The organism is Verrucomicrobiota bacterium, assembly GCA_019247695.1.
Taxonomy (GTDB): Bacteria; Verrucomicrobiota; Verrucomicrobiia; order Chthoniobacterales; family JAFAMB01; genus JAFBAP01.
Genome location: JAFBAP010000108.1, coordinates 1 through 18,132, shown reverse-complemented (window position 1 = coordinate 18,132; position 18,132 = coordinate 1). Strand labels below are relative to the sequence as shown.

The following is an 18,132-nucleotide window of genomic DNA, read 5'->3' as shown; positions in this document are numbered from 1 at the left end:
GTTACCCGTTACCCGTTACCCGTTACCCGTTACCCGTTACCCGTTACCCGTTACCCGTTACCCGTTACCCGTTACCCGTTACCCGTTACCCGTTACCCGTTACCCGTTACCCGTTACCCCTTACCCGTTACCCGTTTTGCGGCATTTGATCGTCGAGGACTTCCCTGATCTTTTTGGCCAGGACGTCGATCGTGAAGGGTTTTTGCACAAAGGCGACTTCGGTTTGAGTGATGCCGCCGCGAATGATCGCATCGTCCGTGTAGCCGCTTTGGAAAAGCACCTTCATGCCTGGGTCCCGGGCCGTGAGGATATTTGCCAACTGTTGCCCGCTCAATCCTGGCAACACCACGTCGGCCAGCAACAAATGGATCTTTTCCCGGCTGGTCTCGGCCAGGCGCAATGCCTCGGCGCCGCTGGATGCCTGGAGGACCCGGTACCCGAGCACCTTCAGCAGTTGGGCCGTAACGGCGCGCACGGGATCCTCATCCTCGGCCAGCAGCACCGTTTCGCTCCGGCCCGGCGCCGGTCTGCCGGCTGACCTCGCAGGCTTGGGCACGGCCAGGCCGCGCAGGGCCGGCAGGTAAACGCTGAAGGTCGTGCCGCGACCGGGCCGGCTTGCCACCTCGAGGTGTCCCCCGCTCTGGTGAACGATTCCTTGTACCACACTCAAGCCCAGCCCGGTGCCTTGCCCTTCGGCTTTCGTCGTGAAAAAGGGCTCAAAAATTCGCGCCTGCACCTCCGGCGTCATGCCCGTCCCGGTATCGCTGACGGCCAGCCGCACGTAACGGCCGCCGGACGGCCCCTCGCGCGGGAACCCGCCCGTAGGAAGCCGGTCCACTTCGAGTTCGCGAGTTTCCAGTTGCAGGATACCGCCCCGGGGCATCGCATCCCGGGCATTCACCGCAAGATTCAGGATCACCTGATCGAGTTGACCCGGGTCCGCTCGCACCGGGCTGAGCCCGGACTGAAGATTGGTGATGAGCTGGATATCCTCGCCGATGAGCCGGCGCAGCATCTTCTCGGTGGCGGTAACCACGTCGTTCAAATCCAGTGCCTTCCGCTCGAGGACCCGCCGGCGGCTGAAGGCAAGCAACTGCCGGTTCAGAGCGGCCGCACGTTCAACCGCCCGGCCGATCTCAGCCAGAGATTCCCGGAGATCCCCCGGGCAAAGGTCGCCATGCTCAAGTAATTCGCGGTGGCCCGAGATGACCAATAAGAGGTTGTTAAAGTCGTGGGCGACGCCGCCCGCCAACCGGCCGACGAGTTCCATCTTTTGCGCCTGGCGCAACTGTATTTCCAGCTGTTTATGCGTCGTGACGTCGCGCGAGTTGACCACGATCAAGCTCTCACCCCCTTCGACGGCTGCCATGCGCCGGCCGATCGACTGCAACACCAGCCAGGTGCCGTCGCGGTGGCGAAAACGGTATTCGACCGGAGTCCGAGGCGCCGGGTCGCGCCATGCGCGCTGATGGGCCGCCCGCGCGCGGGTCAGATCGTCCGGATGAACCAACTCGAAAGCGCTCCGGTCCACGAGGTCCGCGGGCCGGTAACCCAGGATGCGCTCCGCTGACGGGCTCTGGTACCGGATAAAACCTTCTTGATTGATGACGGTGATCAGGTCGGAAGAGTTCTCGATCAGCGATCGGAAATGGTCCTCGCGCTGCTGCAGTTCGCTCCCCGCGCGTCTGAATGCGGCGAGTTCGAGCTGCGTATCGATGCGGGCCCAAAGCTCATGCCGGCAAAAAGGCCGGGGCACGAAATCATTCACTCCGGCCTCGAAGGCGCACGACCGCACGCCGTGGTCCAAGGCTCCAAACGCGATGACCGGTAGGGCGCGCAGCCGCGCATCAATGTCGTCCCGCAAGGCACGCAGCCAATCGAGGGTATCCCCCTTGCCTTGCGAGGCGGGCATTTCAAGCATAACCAGGTCCGGCAGCACGCGCCGGGCTGCCTCAAGGGCCGGCTGGCCATCTTCAAACAACTCGAATGCGTGTCGCGGTTGCAGCAGCATTGAGAGTTCCTCCCGGCACGTCCGGTCCTTGCCGATCACGTACACACGCGGCTGAGCAGGTCGATCATCCCCGCTCGGGCCGGTGATGAGGACCGATGGCGGCGGGGCGAGCTCCAGGTTTCGGCGGTGCACAATTGAAGGCCGGTAAAGACAAATCAATACTCGATCGACGGTCGAAAACGAATATTTTTCACAATTGGCGCAAGTTCGAAACAGGTTTCCCCGCAGCCCAAGCGCAGTTCAGACCGGACGCTGCCGGGTGCATTCGGGTCACCTGATACCACCTCGATAGTCATCGAGGTACAATCTGCGCAACCCAACCGCCCTTCCTCGGCCGGCTTTGTGACCGGTTTACGGCCCGAAGGGCCAGGAGAACTTAGCCAGGGTTTACCGGACGTTCAACTCCCAATCCTTAGTTCAACGTTTTCAGATAGGCCACGATCGCCCCGGTGTCCTCGTCATTGTATGTCTTGGCGAATGACGGCATCTCACCTTTGATGCCGCTGCGGATGACGAGAGCCATGTGGGAGCCGCTGATCTGGAGTTTGCGCAGGCTTGGAGCGTCTTCACCCCCATCGGCATCCTGACCATGACAGTGCGCGCAGCTTCGAAAGAAGAAGCTGCGTCCCTTGGTGGTAGCCAGTGCGGAAGGAACCGGCTCCCGGGCCTCGTGATCCGCGCGGCGGTGCGCCCGATAAAGGCCGGCGGCGGCAAAGGTCCCGGTCAGGAGGAGGGCCGAGGCCATGACGGCAGCCGCCGCGCCTTTGATTTCGAGTGAGGTCAGCACCGTTCAGCCGCCTTTCAACAACAGTTCCCCTCCGAAATACCCCGCAGCCGCCACGCACCCGGACGCCAGGGCCATCAGGACCAGGTACACGCACCGGCCCGTCCGCGACATCGCGTCCCGTACGATCAGCCGCCACACGGCCAGACCGACCAGCAGACCGAATGTCGGCCAGACTAAGCGTTGGTGGAGCAGCAAATCGCCGCGCCCCCAGAAAACGCCGTTTGTGAGGGCAAGGCCGGAGGTTACGGCGACGATGGAGCCGGCCGCGGCGCAGATCAACCCATAATAGCTTACGGTTTGCAACCCCCGCGCAAACGGCAGTTTCCGGAATGCGACGGCGGCAAAGTCGCAAGCCGCTGAAAACAACAACAACGCGATCGGAAAATGTGTCAGTCCGCCGTGAACTTTGTCCCAGGAAATCATGGCAACGCGTTTTCTTACCCTAGCGTGGAGTCGACCACAGCCAGGCTATGGTTGGTTTGGGTGTAGTTTACGCTCGTCAGCCCCAGCATCTGTTTGAGGTGCGCGGCTTCCACCACCACCGGCACCGGCTTCGGCACCGAACCGGGCGTGGGTAATGGAAAGGCCGTTCCGCGGGCGGTGTGGAAGGTGATGTTACCCTCCACTTTCTGCATCACCTGATGGATGTGCCCGTTGAGCACCGTCACCGAGCCAAAGCGCCTGACGAACCCGAGGGCGCGCTCCGCATCGTCGGTCCCCCAGCCCCATCGCGGGTAGACCGCCCATAACGGGATGTGAGCAAACAAGACAATGGGCGTGCTGGCCGACAAACCTTTGAGATCCTTTTCCAGCCAGTCAAGTTGTTCCTGCCCCAGGACGCCCAGGCCGCCTTCCTGGATGCTGGCCACGTTGACCAGGCCCACGAAGTGGACCCCTTTCTGGTCGAAGCTGTACCAGCCTGAACCGGCCGTTTTCTGGCCGAACCTGTCCCGGAACTGTGCGCCGCCGTCGTAAATATCGTGTTCACCCGGCACATAGAAAACGTCCTTGGTCCTGCAGTCCTTGAGCAACTGCGCCAGGGTATCGAACTGGGCCGGGTCGGAAAGGTGGGTCAAGTCGCCCGTGTGCAGCAGGAATTCGGATGTTTTCGGCAGGGCGTTGATGCGCCTGATGGTTTCCCGAAACGTGCCGGACACGTCGGTGTTGGCCGGCTTGTCAAAGCCGATGTGGCTATCGCTGATCTGGACGAAATTCAGCTCCGCCGAAGCGATGGCACCCGCGTTGGCGGCGCCTTCTCCCAGGACATTAGATGTTAAGATCCCGCCATTGATCGACCAGATGACGCCCGTGCCGGCCCACGCCATGCACTTGAGGAATCCGCGGCGATCAACCGCGTCGTCGTGGCCGTTTTGAACGATGTAATCTGAGGAAGCCTTTTTCACCGGCCCACCTTCCTCTCCGCGGTTGCATTGATCCCGGACGCATGATGATGAAGCGACGGGGGTTGAAACGGGATCGCCCGGTCCGCATCCGGATGGATTTTGCAGGCGCCGCCAGGAACGCTGCGGAAGCGGCAGCGGGCCTGACAACTGGCACAACGATTGTTCATTAAAGTGTTTTCTCCGGTTCTTTTTGTTTTTGCGTCGACTCACTCTGCCGACATCGTTAACTACCCGGAGCGGCCCGCGTTTATTCCTTACACCGGTTGAGCTTCACCCACAGTGTTTGAGGGCAGCGCTGGGACGGCCATGACCGTCTCACGGCCCGAAGGGCCAAGGGAACTTAGCCCAGCGCTTTACCCCCTGGGTAACCGTCAAATCACGATCCAGCCCTCCTAAGGCGTCAGGCCTGTACGCCCTCCCTAACAAACGCCCGCCCCGCCGGGTTGGATTTGCTGAAGGGGCGGCAAAAAGGTGTCGCTCGCATTTTCTGCCGCCCCTGCGGGGCTAAAACCGGCTCAACCACCCTGAGAAGGGGCGTAGAAGGTGTGCGGGAGATCCAGGGGTATGACATTCAGCGCTCTCGGCCCCCGCGCACCTTCTGAGGAATAAAATTCCTCGAATCCCGGTAGGTTTTCTCTACGGTAGCACCGTCGCATGAACGACGAGCAAGCTCGGGCGCGGTTTGAAAATCTTACGCTGCCGCTGATGAAGGATGCGTATAACCTTGCCCGTTGGTTGATGAGGAATGAAGAGGATGCCCAGGATGTCGTGCAGGATTCTTACGTTAAAGCCTTCCGTTTCTTCGAGAGTTTCCGCACGGAGGGAAACGTACGCGCCTGGTTTCTGCGAATCGTTCGGAACACGTGTTATGACGCGTTAAAAACCCGGAACGTGAAAGAAAGAGAGCTTGTGCCGGAGGGAGAGATCAATGACATCCCGGATGCGGCGCCGGGACCCCGCGCCAGCGTAGTTGCCAAGGCGACGATTGAAACCGTTCGGGAGGCGATCGCGGCGTTACCGGCAGACTTTCGTGAGATCGTGGTCCTGCGGGAACTGGAAGGTTTGTCTTACAAGGAGATCTCTGAGGTGGCCGGGATTCCCCTAGGCACGGTAATGTCGCGCCTGTCGCGTGCCCGGGACCAGCTGCAACTCTCGCTGCGCGAGCGCAAGGAACACGACGACCTATGAATTGCGAGGAGTGTCAGGAGTTCATAGATGCCTGCATCGACAACGAACTGGATGCCGCGACGATCATCGCCGTAGAGCGTCACCTGCGTGAGTGCGCGGCGTGCGCTCAGATTCTCGAGGCCCGAAAAGGGCTGCGCGAGCTGTTGGGCCAGCCCGAACTCGCGTTCGACGTGCCGGACTCGCTGCGCACCCGGGTTCTATCTTCTCTGCCGGCGGCCCCCGCGAAGCCGAAGGAACGTGCGGACCGTTTCCGGCAACGGGTCGTGATCCCCTGGTTTTCCGTTCCGATGGCCCTTGCCGCCGTTCTTGCCATCGTTTTCGGGCTGGCTCTCTTACGGCCGGGTTGGCTTACCGGCGGCGCCGAGGATCGCACGCTCGCCGCGCAGGTGATCCAGGGTCATATCCGATCGCTGCTCGCCACGCACCTTTTGGACGTACCCTCGACCGACCAACACACGGTCAAGCCATGGTTTGCCGGAAAACTGGAATTTTCCCCGCCCGTGCAGGACTTCGCTCAGCACGGGTTTGACCTGATCGGTGGACGGCTCGACTACCTCGACCGCCAGGAGGTCGCCGCCCTGGTTTACCGGCGCAATAAACACATCATCAACCTGTTTATCGGGCCGTCGAAATCCGGTCACGCGGCCCCGGTGCAAAGTTTCTCCCAGAATGGCTACAACGTTCTGCACTGGGAGCGGGGCGGATTTTTCTTCTGGGCGGTCTCAGATGTTCGCATGGACGACTTGCGGGCGTTCGCCGACCTCGAGATGCAACTGCTCTAGCGGCCGGCAGGCAGCGTGCAGAAGGTTGCGCTTTTTAAATGCCCCTCCGGCGCAAAAACCGGCTGAACCAGCCTGAGAATCGGTAAGCCCCCCGCGCCAAGCGTGGCGCGAAAAAGAAATGGGCATCACAATGAGCCGGATCCTGCTTATTTTTGCGCTGATGGCGTTTTTGGAAAATGATTCAACTGCGGCCTTGTCCCCTCTCGAGCAAGCGTTGTCCGGCGCGCAAGCCTCCCCGCCTCACCCTGGCGAAATCCTCTGGGACGAGTTTGGTATTCCGCACATTTATGGTCCTGATCTCCTGACCGTCGTGCGCGGTTTCGGCTACGCCCAGATGGAGAATCATGCGGAGTTGATCCTGCAGAACATCGCCGCGGCGAGGGGACGATCGGCCGAGTATTTCGGGCCGGGCGAAAAGGGTGCGAACGTGGAGAGCGATACGCGGGTGGTGACCTATGGCATCGGACCCCGTGCCGAGGAGTGGTACCGGCAGGGCGGTTTGCCCCAACGGAGGTTGATCGACGCATTTGTCGAGGGCATGAACGCTTACGCCGCAGCTCACCGGGACGGTATCAGCCCGGTTTTTCAACCGGTGTTGCCCTTGGTGCCGTCCGACGTGCCGGCGTTGTTCCAGTTCACCATCCACTTCAACTTCATGCTCTACCAGTCAAACGTCGCCCAGTTGCTGGCCGGCTGGCAGCATAGCCAGCTCAACGCCGGCGCCGCCGTTCAGATCAAGGTGCATAAAGCTTCAAACGGGTGGGCACTCGCGCCGGCAAAGTCCGTCTCGGGACACCCGATCCTGGTGGGAAATCCGCAGTTGGGGTGGGGCGTAAACCAGCCGCTTCCGGGGTTGGGCGTGTATCAATGGATGGAAGCCAACCTCGTGGTCGGCGACCCGGACCATCCTCTGGTCAATGCGTACGGAGTCGCCTTTCCCGGGTCGCCGTGCCTGGGGATCGGCTTCAACGATTACCTCGGCTGGACCCACACGAACAACGCCATCAAGAACGCCGACCTCTATGAACTGCAACGGTCGGGCGACGGTTACCTCTTTGATGGCCAGGTTCACCCGTTCGACGTACGTACCTCGGAGATCAAGGTGCGCCAGCCTGACGGCGCCCTCGTGCCCCAGACCGTCTCGGTGCTCTCGTCCGTTCACGGCCCGGTGATTGCCAGGCGCGACGACAAGGCATTGGCCCTGCGCGTCGCCGGCCTGGATACCAACTCGGTCATGAGCCAGTACTGGGAGATGATGCTTGCGCGGCAATTCGGGGAGTTCGTACAGGCCAACCGCCGCCTCCAGATGCCTTTCTTCAACGTCATCTACGCGGACCGGGAAGGCCACATCATGTACCTTTTCGGCGGCCGGCAACCGCGGCGGAGCGGCGGCACTTACGCTGAGTTCGCCGGTATCCTGCCCGGCACTTCCAGCAAAAACCTATGGACCGAGACCCTCCGCTGGGATGAACTGCCGCGCACAGTTGATCCGCCGGGCGGCTTCGTGCAGAACTCCAATGATCCCCCCTGGTTCGCGACCTTTCCGCAAACGATCCGCACAAAAGATTACCCCGGCTACATCGCGCCCGACGACATGTACTTCCGGCCGCAGCACGGGGCGACTTTTCTCCTTTCCCGGCCCAAGTTTACCCCGGCAGAAATCATCGCGGGTAAAATGTCGACCACCATGATCATGGCCCAACGGGTGGTGCCGGACCTGATCACCGCGGCGCGCGCTTCCGGCGATCCGACCGCGGCGGCCGCCGCCGCCGTGCTGCAACGCTGGGATCGAAACAGTAATGCGGATAGCCGGGGCGCCCTCCTGTTCCAACAATGGTACCGCCTCTACGTCGCCGACCCGAACTCACCGAAGGATGACCGCTGGGGCCCGTCGTACCCGGCGTTCCGGCAACCGTTTGCACCCGGTTCTCCGCTGACCACTCCGCGCGGATTGAAGGACCCGGCCCGGGCGGTGCCGTTCCTGGTGCAGGCAGCCAAACAACTGCAAGCCCAGTATGGGAGGTTGGACGCGGCCTGGGGCGACGCGAACCGGATTCTCCTCGCGACCCATGATCCGGCCTTTCAGAAAACCATCACCCTGACCAACTCGCCGGGAAACGGCAGCGATGAACCGTTTGGAGCGTTGCGAAAGGTGTACTTCTACCCCTTGCAGGGCTCCAATCAGGCGTTCGCCTACGGCGGGGAAACCTATATCCAGATTGTGGAGTTCACCCCGGACGGCGCGAAGGCCAGCGCCGTTCTCAACTACGGGAACGCTTCCCGGCCGGGATCGCCGCACATCACTGACCAGGTCCGCTTCTTTGAGACCAGGAGTCTGCGGCCGGTGTACAGGACCCGCGCAGAAGTCGTGATGCACGCAAGGCAACGCGAAGCGTTTTAATTCCATTCAGATCGTTATTCTCGGTGGAATGGCGGCTCAACGGGTGTCGGCGCCGGAGGATGTTCCGTAACCGGTTGAATCGGTCTTAGGCCCAACGGGCCGGAAGAACATAGCCCAGGGCTTTACCCCCTGGGTAATCGTCAAATCACGATCGAGCCCTCCTAAGGCGTCACGCCTGTACGCCCATCCTAACAAACGCCCGCCCCGCCGGGCTGGATTTGCTGAAGGGGCGGCAGAACCCGCCAGCAACGCTTTCTGCCGCCCCGCCAGAGCTGAATCGGGGAGGGAAACGCCTTCCCCGGGCTAAACCCTGGCCGAAGTTCCTTTGGCCCTTCAGGCCATCAAACCGTCTCCCGGCCCGTTGGGCCTAAGGCCGTTTATAAGGCTTAATAGGTTTAACCCTGGCAGGGCACCTGGGAAGGGCGGCAAGATTTTACTTCCATGGCCATCGGAATGGTTTAACACGTCCCGTATCCGAGACGCGTAGTCCCGGTTCCGGACAACCGGAACCGGGGACGAATTCTTTCTCCGAGCCTCGCTGCGCGCGGATACGGGTGTCCCGGGATTCGTCGAATGGACGGCCCGACACCCGGGTTTGATGCCCCCGTAAGTCGCTTCCTCCTCGCGGTCAACGACTTGCTCATCCGATCCCGGCTTGGCTGCGTCCCCTCGCCGGCTGCTGACCACGCCGTCACTTTTTTGGGCTCGGGCAGGCGGAAGTTTCTGGCACGGCTTAAGCAAGCGCTGTTCTTGACGATAAACCTCCTATTGGACATGAAAAAGTTCTCCCTTGGCCCGTTACTGCTGGGTTTGCATGCCGAAGTCCGAAGGCGTTTCCAGGGATGGAGGGGCTTCAATCCTGGGTGCAACGGCGGTTTACGTCGGAAGGCTACTCTGCACGTTGCGCCCCATGAGTTTAGCTGTGAATGCGACGGTTGCGGCCGTGTCTTCGTACCGATGCCCGACAGTTTTATTCTCACCGGCCCTGTATGGGTGGCCTCGCCCGACGACGAAGGGGGGATGTGCGCTACCGGGCACGAAGAACCGTTGACCTCAGCCAGGCTCGCAGGCTTGAGCGAGTTCGAATTGAATGAACTCGGCCTCTCCGAAGGGGACCGAAACGCCCTTCTCGCCGGCAACCGGGTCTTTACGGGCGCGGACGCATTCTGCCCCGCCTGCCTCCACGAGCTTTTTCAGTGATCGCTCTTGCACCAGCCAGCCGCTCACGATGCGGCGACCGGTGCTTCAGGAACAGGCTGTGATTCAGGGTTCGCCAGCGGCCGGTACCCGAAAAGGCCACGCTGCTTGATCAACTCCGCCGCTTTCGTCGGGACCATGTTTTCCCAACTGTTGTCCCCACCCTGGATTTTGGCCAGGACATCGCGCGAAAAGATATCCAGGATCGCCGGGTTATAGCCCACCAGCGCTTCGATGTAGTGACTTTCCAGCAGGTGTGCATAAAGATTTCGGAGATGCGTCGTCACCTGCAGATTGTTCGCGTTGATGTAAACGTCGACCGGTAACGTGCTCCTTGGCCGCACAGGCGTCGCCGCGTCCGGGATGGTCCCGGCGGGTTTCTTGCAGTAGCGGTCGAAGGCAGCCTTCCGCATCGGGTAAATGTAGAGCTTGGTGGCGTTGCGAAACAGCCGGCCGAACGATTCCAGGATCCCGCCTTCGAGGTTCTCGTAGTGACTCTCGTTGAAAACTTCCAACAGGGTGTTGATGCCCATGGCCACCCCCACCATCTGCTTGGTGTAGCGCCGGAAATAGCTGGTGAGGCGGTAGAACTCCTGGTAACTGGAGATCAACACGTTGTTGCCCAGAGCCGCCAGCGTGTCGACCCGCGCCAAAAAGTGAGACGCATCCAGGTTCCCTGCGGCCCGCAGGTTTTCCAGGGTGATCTCGAGTAACACCACCACGTCGATCCCTTGTACGGCGGGCTCCTGCAGAAACTGCGCCAACGCGCAGCGCAGCATATCCTCGTTAACCAGCGTCACCGGCCGGAAACTGCCCGGCTCCACCAGGATTGCCTTGTCATGCAGCACCTCGGAGGGCTGCAACACCATACCTTGCGGGCTGAACATCACCGCGTTGGTCAGGCCGTATTCCACGAGCTTCAGGCTCATGAGGCGGTTGTCGACCTGCGCAAACAACGGGCCCGAAAAGGTGACCATGTCGACCTCGATGCGATCGATGCCCAGATTATCGGCCAACGAACGGATGAAACGGTCCTGGTCGTTAAGGTAGTAAAAGGCCCCGTAGATGAGGTTTACCCCGACGATGCCAAGCGCTTGCTGCTGGAGGATGTGCTCCTTGTCCCACATGCGCAGGTGCAGGATGATGTCGCTGGGGGTGGTGTTGGGTGCATCCTGAAAACGGATGCCCATCCAGCCATGCCTGTCGTCAGCGTCTTCCTGTCCGCCGGCCGACACGGTATCTGCAAACACGAAAAACGCCGACCGATCGCCGCGGAGCTCTTTTAAACGCTCGATCAGGAGATCGTATTCGTGATCGAGCATTGCGTGCAGCCACTCAGGCGACACGTGGCGGGCCGCCGTGCCGTAAATAGCGTCACCGAACTTCAGGTCGTAAGCCGAAATCGATTTGGCCATCGTACCCGCGGCGCCCCCGGCCTGGAAAAAGTGGCGCGCCACTTCCTGCCCGGCCCCAATCTCGGCGAAGGTACCGTATCTCGGTTCGTCCAGATTAATCGTGAGCGCTTTAAGATTCGGAGTGAGGAGTTCGTCTGAGGGCATAACGCCACGAACGTACGCACGAAACGGCCGGAGAACAATGTTGAGAAGTTTCGGGTGCCGGATGCCGGGTTCCAAACAGGTTGGCATGCCTGAGCATCGCCGCCATGCGGCCCCGCAATGGCCGTGAGGTTCGCCCTGGCGCTGCGGGGATGCATTCGCCATGGTACCCGCGTGCAAGACCCCGTTCCACCGCCTCACGGGCGGATCCGCCCCCGGCTGCTTACCGGCCTCTGCTACGGCGCGATGATGAGTTTGGCCGTCGGCGTGAACCTCCTCCCGGTGTTCCTGACCAGTTTGAGCGCCGCTTTCGGCGGGCCCGCCGGTTTGAGCCGGGAGCAATTGGGGCGTTTGGGCGCCATCAATTTTTCGGGCTTGGTCGTCGGCATCCTGGCAGCCGGCCCGCTGGCTGACCGTTACGGGTCCAAAGGGTTTACTTTGGCGGGCAACGGCGTCATCGCCGCCGGCTTGATCGGCATGGCGGCGGCCCCGACCTACGCCGCGTTCTGCGCGGCCGCCTTTTGCCTGGGGTTAGGTGCCGGCACCCTCGACCTCGTCTTGAGCCCCGTCGTCGCCGCCCTCAACCCCCGCCGGCGCTCGGCGGCCATGAATTGGCTGCACTCGTTTTACTGTGTGGGGGCGGTGGCGACGACGTTGGCGGGGGCGGCGGCGTTGCGGATCGGGTTCGACTGGCGGCGCACCTGTCTGGCGCTCCTCCCTTTGCCCCTGGCGTTGGCAGGGGCGTTTGCGCCGCTGCCCTTTCCGGCGTTGGTGACAGGCGACGGGCTGCGCCAGCCGATGCGCCGCCTGCTGGGGGATAGCTGGTTCATCGGCGCGCTCATCGCCATCGGCCTGGGGGGCGCCACCGAGATGGGCATGGCCCAGTGGCTGCCGGCTTACGCCGAGACCTCCTTGGGGTTTTCCAAGTGGGTCGGCGGCGTGGGGTTGGCCCTGTTTTCGGTAGCCATGGCCGCGGGGCGCATGGCGGTCGGCTCGCTCGGCGCACGGGCCAACCCCTTTAGCCTGATAGCTTGGTGCTGCGCCTCATCAGTTTGCCTGTTTCTGTTGGGGTCCTTTTGCCCGGCCCCCGGCGCGGCGTTGGCGGCTTGCGTGGCTGCCGGCTTCAGCGGAAGCGCGTTGTGGCCCACGATGCTCGCCGTCGCCGCGGACCGTTTCCCAAGCGGCGGAGCGAGCATGTTTGGCGCGCTGGCCGCAGCCGGCAATGCCGGCGGGATCCTGATGCCCTGGGTCGTGGGGTGGATGGGCGACCTGGTCAACCTGCGCTGGGGCCTGGCCGTTTCCGGCCTCGCGCCGCTGTTGATGTTGCCGTTGGCGCTCCTTTTGCGGCGCCGGCACGGCCATCATGATGCTGGCCAGGGGAGCGGCCTCCAGGGTCAAGCCGAATGAGCTTTTTCCGCAGGGCCACCAGTCAATGTCTCCATCGCAGCACGGGCACGGACCTCGATTTCTCGTTCGGTGGGCGCCTCGCGCACACGCATCAACAGCCGGATCAGGAGGTCTCCCCAAAGCACGGCGAGATAGCGGATTGCCAGAGCTTCCGGATCGCCGGCGCGGACTAACCCCCGCGCTTGAGCTTGTCCGACCAGCTCGGTGAGCGCTTTTTGGTTAGCTTCACGGCCGCTGCCATCGAGGGTTCGAGCGATCTCGGGAGCGCGATCGGATTCCGCAATCGCAAGCCGATAAACGGTCAGCACTTCAGGCTGGCACACCGTCGTCAAGATCGATACGCCGAGCTCAACGAGCAACGCGGCCAGCGCATCCCGGCTCTGCGGCATAGGGGCCGTCGTGTCCAAAGGCCGGCGTGCCCGTTGGGCGCGTTCGCTGATGCATGCCGCTAATACGGCGTGCTTGTTCTTGAAGAGGGCATAGAGGTCGCGTTTGGACACTCGGGCACGGGTGACAATGTCCAGCATGCTGGTGCTGGAAAAACCGCGGTCACGAAAGAGGCTAAACGCCGCGGTGACCACGCGGTCGCGGATGGAGCTGGGGACGCGCTTGGACCGGGCGCGGGACACGGGTATTGGGCGCTTAGGTTTCTTGATTACCGGCATTTTCACTTGCATTTGGTACGAGACCGTACCAATTATTCAGTAGTAATGGTACGATATCGTACCCAACCTGGAAATGCTACCCCTCTCTCGTCTCTTGCCATGATTAAACCAAAAATTCTGGTAACCGGCGCCACCGGAAAGACCGGCGGCGCCGTGGTCGCTGAGCTGCTGGCCAAAGGCTCGCCCGTACGAGCTGCCGTCCGCGTCTGGGACGCGCGCAGCGATCGGCTCCAACGTCGCGGCGCCCAGGTCGTCGTTGCGGACCTTTTCGATCCTGGTCAGCTGATGGACGCGATGCGCGGCGTGCAGCGGGCTTACTATTGCCCGCCCTATCACCCCTTCGTGATTCAGAGTGCGTCAGCCTTTGCGGTCGCGGCCCGTGAGACGGGCCTCGAACAGATCGTCGGGCTTTCCCAATGGCTTGCCGGGCCCAATCACCCGGCGCTTATGTCGCGCCAGCTGTGGCTTATAGACCGGATGTTCGCCGCGCTTCCGGGCATCGCGCACACCGTCGTCAATCCCGGCTTCTTCGCTGACAGCCCCTACCTGGAGATGATGCCGTTCGCGGCGCACCTCGGGGTCTTTCCGCTGCCCGTTGCGGCCGAGGGCCGCAACGCGCCACCCTCGGTCGACGATATCGCCCGCGTTGCGGTCGCCGCGCTCCTGGACCCCGCACGCCACGCGGGCAAGAGCTACCGGCCGACGGGGCCGAAACTGCTCACCGTCACCGAAATGGCCGCCGTCATGGGCCAGGTCGTCGGCCACGACGTGCGGCACGTGCGGACGCCGCTCTGGATGTTCTACAAGGCAGCCAAGGCGCAGGGCAAGGAGCCCATCCTGCTCGGCGGCCTGAAGCATTACTTCCAAGACCATGACCGCGGCGCGTTCGCAGTCGGCGCGCCCAACGACACCATACGCGAACTCACCGGAAAAGATGCCGAGGACTTCGAAACGATCACCAGGCGCCACGCGGCATTGCCCGAATCGCGCCAGGGCGCCGGCGCGCGGCTCGCGGCCTTTGCGCGCTTCATGGCGGTACCGATCCTCCCGGGGATGGATCCCGCGGCCTACGAGAGGGCGCAAGGGCAGCCCGTGCCGCCGGCGCCCCATCTTGCGCTCGACGACGCGGGCTGGATGGCGAGCCATGGCGTTGAGGGCTCATTCACGGCGGACTCTGCGCTGAAGGGAGCACTCGCATGAATGGCCTCCCGTCATTCGGGCTCAGCGTCGCCATGAGCTTTATTGCCTTCGGCATTGTGACCCGGATTTACATCTGGCCTCGGCTCCGAACGGCACGTCGAGAGCGAGCGCTCGTCGCATTAACGGTTCCCCATACCTTCCGGTTTATAGGGCTTAGCTTCCTGATTGCCGGGGTTGTGTCACCTTCGCTGTCGCCGGCTTTCGCTTTTCCGGCGGCGTACGGTGATCTCCTTGCGGCCATTCTCGCGATCCTGACTCTATGGTCGGTCTCCGCTCGCGCATCGTTTGCGATCCCTACCGCATGGTTGTTCAACATTTGGGGCACCGCGGACCTCCTCATGGCTTTCTATCAAGGAGTGATCGGTGTTGGGATTAACCCAGGGTCGCTGGGCGCTGCGTACTTCATCCCCACGGTTGTGGTACCGCCGCTGCTGGTCACCCACGGCCTGATGTTTTGGCTGCTGCTGCGAAAGCAAGGCTCGGCGCCGGGCCGGTCACCAGGAGAAAAGGCGCTTCGTCCTTCGAAAATGGCCGGGACCCCGGGCCAGTTCACCGGACGCGGCCAAGAATCGTAACACCATTGAGACAGTTATCCTTCCTGCCCATACCGGCGCAACGCATTCAGGGTGACGCCGTAAATGCCCGGCACCCGGCACCCGGCACCCGACACTCGACTCCCGGCAACTCCATTTTTCGCCGCCATAGAAAGCCGGCGCTCCGCTTACGCACGAATTCGACTTGAGGATATCAACCATGGCCAGACTCGTTGACGTTATCGAAGTGATCTCCCAGTCGGACCAAAGCTGGGAGCAAGCTGCCCAAAAGGCACTTGAGGAAACCTCCAAAACCGTGCGCCACATTCATTCCATCTATGGGCAGGAATTCTCGGCCGAGGTCAGCGACGGGAAGATCACGCAGTTCCGTCTTAACGCGAAGATTTCGTTCGACCTTGAATAGCCGCACGTCTTGCGGGTGCCGCTACCACGCGGCACTCGCTCGCTCCATTCCCGTCACTGCGCCTGACGGAGGATATCGTCCAGCATCCGGGGAGTAAATCTACCTTCCGAAAACGCGCTGACCTTGTAAGCCGGCATGTCGTCAAGGAACGCCTTGACGGCCCGGGCAGCTTTCTTCTTGGCGGCCGCTTCTTCCGGGGTCAGATCCGGTGTGTCAGCGGTCGCTTCTTCATCAGAGTTCCCCATCCCGAAAGCGTTCGCCAAGGTGGCGTAATGCGCCTTGCCCTTGGGATGGGCCGCGAATTCTTTCAGCAACGAATCGCGGGTCAGCGGGGGATAAACCCGGCCGGTGGCTTCCACGTTTATCATCTGCCGCAGGGGAAGATCCCGGGAGGACCCCCCGGCCAGGAGTTCGAACGTTCCGGAATTCACCGCCCAATCGTGGATAGAAAGGTCGTAACAGGCAAAATCCCGCTTTTCCAGCCGGAACCGGACCGTTTTCTCCTCACCGGGTTCGAGGGCCACTTTGGTGAAGGCCTTCAGCTCTTTTTCGGGCCGGGCGACCTTCGGGTGTTGTTCACGGACGTAGAGCTGCACCACCTCTTTGCCGGCCCGTTGACCGGTATTTTTGACTTCCAATTCCACCGTAACGCCCTCGGTATCCCGGATTGATGATGCGCTCACCCTCAGGTCCGAGTAGGCAAAAGTGGTGTAACTGAGACCGAACCCGAACGGAAACAGCGGAGCCACCTTTCTGGCGTCGTAATGACGATAACCGATAAAACACCTTTCCCCGTAAAGGGCGTTTTTGTCCCGGGCGGGAAAATCCGGGTAGGCAGGCGTGTCTTCCAGTCGCGCAGGGAACGTTTCCGCCAGTTTTCCCGAAGGATTAACCCGGCCGGCTAACGCGTCGGCGACGGCCCCGCCGCCCGCTTGTCCGCCCAGCCAGGCCTCGATGATGGCCCCCACCTTTCCTGCCCAGGGCATCGTAACGGCGGACCCATTCATGAGGACCACAACCGTATTGGGTTGAACGGCAGCAACGGCTTCGATCAGCTCATTGTGACCGGGCGGAAGCTCCAGCGACGCGCGGTCAAAGCCCTCCGATTCATAGCTGTCGGGCAAACCGGCAAAAACGACCGCGACCTCCGCCTCCTTAGCGTGCTGCCGGGCTTCATCGAGCAATTCACTCGTTGTCTCCCCCTCTTCCGCATATCCGGCGGCGTAACGGACGACCGTGTCCTTGCCCATCAGCTTCAGCAGTTCCTCGTATGCCGTGGAGATTCTTGTCGGGTTTACCTGCGAACTGCCGGCGCCCTGGTAGCGCGGCGTCTTTGCAAATGCGCCGATCAACGCAACGCTCTTCAAGGCTGCCGGATCGAGCGGCAGGAGGGCGCCGTCATTCTTGAGCAAGACCACACTCTCGCCGGCTGCCCGCCGCGCCAAAGCATCATGCCCTTCCGGGTTGAATGCGACGTCTGGCCGGTGAAGCGCTTTAGCCTTCAGAATCACCGCCAGCAACGGCACCACAACCTCGTCGAGCGTCGCAGGCGGGATCCGGCCGGTGCGGGCCGCCTGAATGATCTGGTCCCGGTGAAACTCTCCGCTGCCGGGCATTTCGAGGTTACACCCGGCGTTGACCGCTTCGATACGATCATGAATCGCGCCCCAGTCTGAAACCACGAGCCCCTGAAAACCCCAGCGAGCCCTCAGGATGCCCTGGAGGAGCCATTCATTTTCAGTAGCATAAACGCCGTTGACCGGGTTGTAGGCAGCCATGACCGACCAGGGCTGCGCCTCTTTGACCGCCAACTCGAAGGCGGGCAGGTAGATCTCGTGCATGGTACGCTCATCCACGTTCGAACTGGCCGCCATGCGCTCGAACTCCTGGTTGTTCGCTGCGTAGTGTTTCAGTGACGTGCCCACGCCCTGGCTTTGAACCCCCTGGATGTAAGCCGCTGCCAGTTTGCCGGCCAAAACCGGGTCTTCAGAAAAATACTCGAAATTGCGGCCCCCCAGAGGCGAGCGTTTCATGTTGACCCCCGGCCCGAGCAGAATCTGGACGTCGTTAGCCTGGCATTCTTCGGCCAAAGCCATGCCGACTTCCCTGATCAGGTCCGTATTCCAGGCGGAAGCGAGCGCCGAGGCGGTAGGAAAGCAGGTCGCCGGCACGCTGGCGGCAAGCGCCGCCCCTTCGACTTTCCTGACCCCGTGGGGACCGTCGGTCATCATTACGGACGGTACGTTCAACCGGTCAATACGGTGGGTTTTCCACCACCCGTCACCGGATAACAACAGCGCCTTTTCCTCGAGGGTCATTTGCGCCACCAGCGCACGGGCTTGAGAAATGAAATCGCTGTCCATCGATGTCTGAGCAGACAAGTCTTCCTGAAGTTTCATGGCAAAGTCGCTGTACAAAAGCCGGGCGCTTCACCCCTTGACGGCGCCGGAGGTCAGGCCGGCGATGATGTGCTTCTGGGCCAGCAGGTAAAAGAACACCGCCGGCGCCAGCGTCAGGCTCACAAAGGCCAGCACCTTGCCCCAATCGGTCCCGTACTGGCCCTGGTACTGCATGATCC

Annotated in this window: 16 protein-coding genes; 8 read left to right on the top strand and 8 right to left on the bottom strand. The window is 61.9% G+C overall.

The window, feature by feature from the left end; genetic code table 11:
- Positions 1 to 127: 127 nt before the first annotated feature.
- From JO015_12100 to JO015_12085, 4 genes are all read right to left on the bottom strand, one after another.
- Complete coding sequence (locus tag JO015_12100; protein ID MBV9999839.1) at positions 128 to 2,143, bottom strand: PAS domain S-box protein; 2,016 nt, start codon at positions 2,141 to 2,143, stop codon at positions 128 to 130.
- Positions 2,144 to 2,423: 280 nt separating this feature from the next.
- On the bottom strand, positions 2,424 to 2,798 hold the full coding sequence (locus JO015_12095) for a c-type cytochrome (protein MBV9999838.1): 375 nt from the start codon (positions 2,796 to 2,798) through the stop codon (positions 2,424 to 2,426).
- A gap of 3 nt (positions 2,799 to 2,801) precedes the next feature.
- Positions 2,802 to 3,221 carry a DUF2231 domain-containing protein gene (locus JO015_12090; GenBank protein MBV9999837.1) on the bottom strand — a complete coding sequence of 140 codons (420 nt, stop codon included), beginning with the start codon at positions 3,219 to 3,221 and terminating at the stop codon, positions 2,802 to 2,804.
- Between the two features lie 14 nt (positions 3,222 to 3,235).
- The gene (locus JO015_12085; GenBank protein ID MBV9999836.1) at positions 3,236 to 4,123 is read right to left on the bottom strand and encodes a metallophosphoesterase; all 888 of its coding nucleotides are present in this window, start codon (positions 4,121 to 4,123) and stop codon (positions 3,236 to 3,238) included.
- 732 nt (positions 4,124 to 4,855) lie between these two features.
- Here JO015_12085 and JO015_12080 point away from each other — a divergent pair.
- The 4 genes from JO015_12080 to JO015_12065 all read left to right on the top strand — a co-directional run bounded on the left by JO015_12080 (position 4,856) and on the right by JO015_12065 (position 9,772).
- On the top strand, positions 4,856 to 5,389 hold the full coding sequence (locus tag JO015_12080) for a sigma-70 family RNA polymerase sigma factor (GenBank protein ID MBV9999835.1): 534 nt from the start codon (positions 4,856 to 4,858) through the stop codon (positions 5,387 to 5,389).
- Positions 5,386 to 6,171, top strand: a complete 786-nt coding sequence (locus tag JO015_12075) for an anti-sigma factor (GenBank protein ID MBV9999834.1) — start codon at positions 5,386 to 5,388, stop codon at positions 6,169 to 6,171. The genes JO015_12080 and JO015_12075 overlap by 4 nt, the downstream gene beginning before the upstream one ends.
- A gap of 130 nt (positions 6,172 to 6,301) precedes the next feature.
- Complete coding sequence (locus JO015_12070) at positions 6,302 to 8,572, top strand: penicillin acylase family protein (GenBank protein ID MBV9999833.1); 2,271 nt, start codon at positions 6,302 to 6,304, stop codon at positions 8,570 to 8,572.
- Positions 8,573 to 9,529: 957 nt separating this feature from the next.
- Complete coding sequence (locus tag JO015_12065; GenBank protein ID MBV9999832.1) at positions 9,530 to 9,772, top strand: hypothetical protein; 243 nt, start codon at positions 9,530 to 9,532, stop codon at positions 9,770 to 9,772.
- 23 nt (positions 9,773 to 9,795) lie between these two features.
- On the opposite strand, the gene JO015_12060 is transcribed toward JO015_12065, so the two are convergent.
- Positions 9,796 to 11,328, bottom strand: a complete 1,533-nt coding sequence (locus tag JO015_12060) for a TonB-dependent receptor (protein ID MBV9999831.1) — start codon at positions 11,326 to 11,328, stop codon at positions 9,796 to 9,798.
- A 117-nt stretch (positions 11,329 to 11,445) separates the two neighbouring features.
- Here JO015_12060 and JO015_12055 point away from each other — a divergent pair, with 117 nt between their 5' ends.
- Positions 11,446 to 12,732, top strand: coding sequence for an MFS transporter (locus tag JO015_12055; GenBank protein ID MBV9999830.1), 1,287 nt, complete (start codon positions 11,446 to 11,448; stop codon positions 12,730 to 12,732).
- Here JO015_12055 and JO015_12050 read toward each other — a convergent pair.
- Positions 12,720 to 13,361, bottom strand: a complete 642-nt coding sequence (locus JO015_12050; GenBank protein ID MBV9999829.1) for a TetR/AcrR family transcriptional regulator — start codon at positions 13,359 to 13,361, stop codon at positions 12,720 to 12,722. The genes JO015_12055 and JO015_12050 overlap by 13 nt on opposite strands.
- Positions 13,362 to 13,496: 135 nt before the next feature.
- Here JO015_12050 and JO015_12045 point away from each other — a divergent pair, with 135 nt between their 5' ends.
- The 3 genes from JO015_12045 to JO015_12035 all read left to right on the top strand — a co-directional run bounded on the left by JO015_12045 (position 13,497) and on the right by JO015_12035 (position 15,554).
- Positions 13,497 to 14,597, top strand: a complete 1,101-nt coding sequence (locus JO015_12045) for an NmrA family NAD(P)-binding protein (GenBank protein ID MBV9999828.1) — start codon at positions 13,497 to 13,499, stop codon at positions 14,595 to 14,597.
- Positions 14,594 to 15,172, top strand: coding sequence for a hypothetical protein (locus JO015_12040; GenBank protein MBV9999827.1), 579 nt, complete (start codon positions 14,594 to 14,596; stop codon positions 15,170 to 15,172). The genes JO015_12045 and JO015_12040 overlap by 4 nt, the downstream gene beginning before the upstream one ends.
- 178 nt (positions 15,173 to 15,350) lie before the next feature.
- On the top strand, positions 15,351 to 15,554 hold the full coding sequence (locus JO015_12035) for a dodecin domain-containing protein (protein ID MBV9999826.1): 204 nt from the start codon (positions 15,351 to 15,353) through the stop codon (positions 15,552 to 15,554).
- Positions 15,555 to 15,607: 53 nt separating this feature from the next.
- Here JO015_12035 and JO015_12030 read toward each other — a convergent pair whose 3' ends face one another.
- Together JO015_12030 and JO015_12025 are read right to left on the bottom strand one after the other, a co-directional pair.
- A complete protein-coding gene (locus JO015_12030) occupies positions 15,608 to 17,872 on the bottom strand; it encodes a glycoside hydrolase family 3 C-terminal domain-containing protein (GenBank protein MBV9999825.1) in 2,265 nt (754 codons plus the stop codon).
- A 111-nt stretch (positions 17,873 to 17,983) separates the two neighbouring features.
- Positions 17,984 to 18,132, bottom strand: a 149-nt coding sequence (locus JO015_12025) for a carbohydrate ABC transporter permease (GenBank protein MBV9999824.1), incomplete at its 5' end; no start/stop codon positions are given.